Annotated in this window: 2 rRNA genes; both read right to left on the bottom strand. The window is 58.5% G+C overall.

Annotated features, from left to right (window positions below):
• Positions 1 to 4: 4 nt before the first annotated feature.
• Positions 5 to 121, bottom strand: a 5S ribosomal RNA gene (gene rrf / locus OB7_RS09755).
• Positions 122 to 157: 36 nt separating this feature from the next.
• Positions 158 to 3,108 (bottom strand): 23S ribosomal RNA (locus OB7_RS09760).
• Between the last annotated feature and the right edge of the window lie 34 nt (positions 3,109 to 3,142).

Genomic DNA, 3,142 nt, shown 5'->3' on the forward strand with positions numbered 1-3,142 from the left:
AAATCCCGGGCACTACCTACTCTCGCAAGGGGCGAACCCCTTACTACCATCGGCCCAAGGCGGCTTAACGGCCGGGTTCGGGATGGGACCGGGTGGTTCCCGCCTTGGTATCGGCACCCGGGAAAACTGGGTCACTCAAAAATGCATAGGGTTGATAGAGGTGAAGGCCTCGGCCGATTAGTACCGGTTGGCTCCACGCATTGCTGCGCTTCTACCACCGGCCTATCAAGGTCCTCTTCTCGAACCGGCCTTACTCCCTTATCGGGATGGGAGGTCTCATCTTGGGGCGTGTTTCCCGCTTAGATGCTTTCAGCGGTTATCACTTAGGAGCGTAGCTACCCGGCGTATGCCCTTGGCAGGACAGCCGGTACACCAGTGGCTCCCTCACCCAGGTCCTCTCGTACAATGGGCGAGCCCCCTCAAACCTCCTACGCCCGCAGCAGATAGGGACCGACCTGTCTCACGACGGTCTGAACCCAGCTCACGTACCCCTTTAATAGGCGAACAGCCTAACCCTTGGGACCTGCTTCAGCCCCAGGATGGGATGAGCCGACATCGAGGTGCCGATCCTTGCCGTCGATGTGAACTCTCGGGCAAGACTAGCCTGTTATCCCCGGGGTAACTTTTGTCCGTTGATCGACGACCCTTCCACTCGGAGTCGCCGGGTCACTAGGACCGGGTTTCCCCTCTGCTCGACCCGTCGGTCTCGCAGTCAGCCCGGCTTATGCCCTTGCACTCTTCGGTGGATTTCCAACCCACCTGAGCCGAGCTTTGCGCGCCTCCGTTACTCTTTAGGAGGCGACCGCCCCAGTCAAACTACCCACCTGGCACTGTCCCTCGACTGCTCTTCACAGTCTAAGGTTAGAACTCCGGTACACCGAGGGTGGTATCCCACCGACGGCTCCCCCGACCCTGGCGAGCCGGGTTCTTCGCCTCCCACCTATCCTGTACACGATGCACCAAAGCCCAATACCAGGCTGCAGTAAAGCTCCACGGGGTCTTTCCGTCTAGCTGCGGGTACTGGGCATCTTCACCCAGATTGAAATTTCGCCGGGTCCCCTGCCGAGACAGTGCCCCAGTCGTTACGCCATTCATGCAGGTCGGAACTTACCCGACAAGGAATTTCGCTACCTTAGGACCGTTATAGTTACGGCCGCCGTTTACCGGGGCTTCGGTTCGGTGCTTTCACACCTCCCCTTAACCTTCCGGCACTGGGCAGGCGTCAGTCCCTATACTTCCTCTTACGAGTTCGCAGAGACCTGTGTTTTTGGTAAACAGTCGCCAGGGCCTTGTCACTGCAACCGCCTCGGCCTCCCCCAGTTTCCAGGTTGCCCTTTCCCCTGGGTTCAACCTACCGCGGCACCCCTTCTCCCGAAGTTACGGGGTCAATTTGCCGAGTTCCTTGGCAAGGGTTAACCCGCTCCCCTTAGCTTTCTCAGCCCGCCTACCTGTGTCGGTTTGCGGAACGGGCACCTGTATATCAGTATGCGAGGTTTTTCTCGGCAGTGTGGGATCAGCTCCGTTGGACCATTCGGTCCTCCCCTTCACGGCTCAGCTCAGCTGGCGGATTTGCCTACCAGCCTCTTCGCCTAACCGCTTGGAAGGCCTTGCCACTTGACCTCGGCGCCTACCCTCCTGCGTCACCCCCCATACTGTTGATATACAGGTGGTACCGGAATATTAACCGGTTTCCCATCGGCTACCCCTCTCGGGTTCACCTTAGGTCCCGACTAACCCTGGGCGGACGACCCTTCCCCAGGTACCCTTAGGCTTTCGGGGGGAGAGATTCTCACTCTCCTCTCGCTTACTCATGCCTGGATTCTCACTTCCGCCTCGTCCAGCAGCTCTCGCGAGTCTGCCTTCACCCTACTGCGGAACGCTCCCCTACCACCAGCCTTACGGCTGATCCGCGGCTTCGGGGGATGGCTTCAGCCCCGTTACATTTTCGGCGCTGTGCGTCTCGACCGGTGAGCTGTTACGCACTCTTTAAATGATGGCTGCTTCTAAGCCAACATCCCGGTTGTCTAAGACGCACAACATCCTTCCACACTTAGCCATCTCTCCGGGCCCTTAGCCGACGGTCTGGGTTGTTCCCCTCTCGTCTGTGGAGCTTATCCCCCACAGGCTCACTCCCGAGATTTGTGTACCGGGATTCGGAGTTTGACAGGGGTTGGAGGTCGCCCCCCTAGCCCTATCAGTGCTCTACCCCCAGTACAGACCTCTCGAGGCTGCACCTAAATGCATTTCGGGGAGAACCAGCTATCACCGGGTTCGGTTAGCTTTTCACTCCTACCCACAGCTCATCCGAGGATGTCTCACGATCCACCGGTTCGGGCCTCCAGTAGGTTTTACCCTACCTTCACCCTGGCCATGGGTAGCTCACCCGGCTTCGGGCCTGCCGCATCTGACTTACCGCCCTTTTCGGACTCGCTTTCGCTTCGGCTCCACCTCTACCGGCTTAACCTCGCCAGATACGACAACTCCCAGGCTCATTAATCAAAAGGCACGCCGTCACCCGCTTAAGCAGGCTCCGACTTCTTGTAGGCACGCAGTTTCAGGTCTCTTTCACTCCCCTTCCGGGGTGCTTTTCACCTTTCCCTCACGGTACTGGTTGCGCTATCGGTCGGCAGGGAGTATTTAGCCTTGGAGGGTGGTCCCCCCTGATTCCCACGGGATTCCTCGTGTCCCGTGGTACTCGGGATCAAGCCCCAGGAAGTCCTTACCCTTTCGCCTACGGGACTTTCACCCTCTCCGGTTGGCCTTCCCAGACCATTCGGCTAGAGTAAGGATTTGTAACTTCCCGGCTTTCGCCCGGACTTGTCCCACAACCCCAACGTGTATTACACGTTGGTTTAGGCTCCTCCCCTTTCGATCGCCTCTACTCAGGGAATCTCGTTTGATTTCTTTTCCTCGGGGTACTGAGATGTTTCACTTCCCCCGGTTCGCACCCTTGCGGGCGAGTAGCCTCAACGGCTACCCAGGTTGCCCCATTCGGGAATCCCGGGATCATCGCTCGCTTGCAGCTCCCCCGGGCTTTTCGCAGCTTGCCACGCCCTTCTTCGCCTCCTGCCGCCTAGGCATCCACTGCGTGCCCTTATCACCTTCACCTCTATCTCTTACCCTATGCATTTTTCAATGACCC

Source organism: Thermosipho africanus Ob7 (genome assembly GCF_003351105.1).
Lineage (GTDB): Bacteria > Thermotogota > Thermotogae > Thermotogales > Fervidobacteriaceae > Thermosipho > Thermosipho africanus.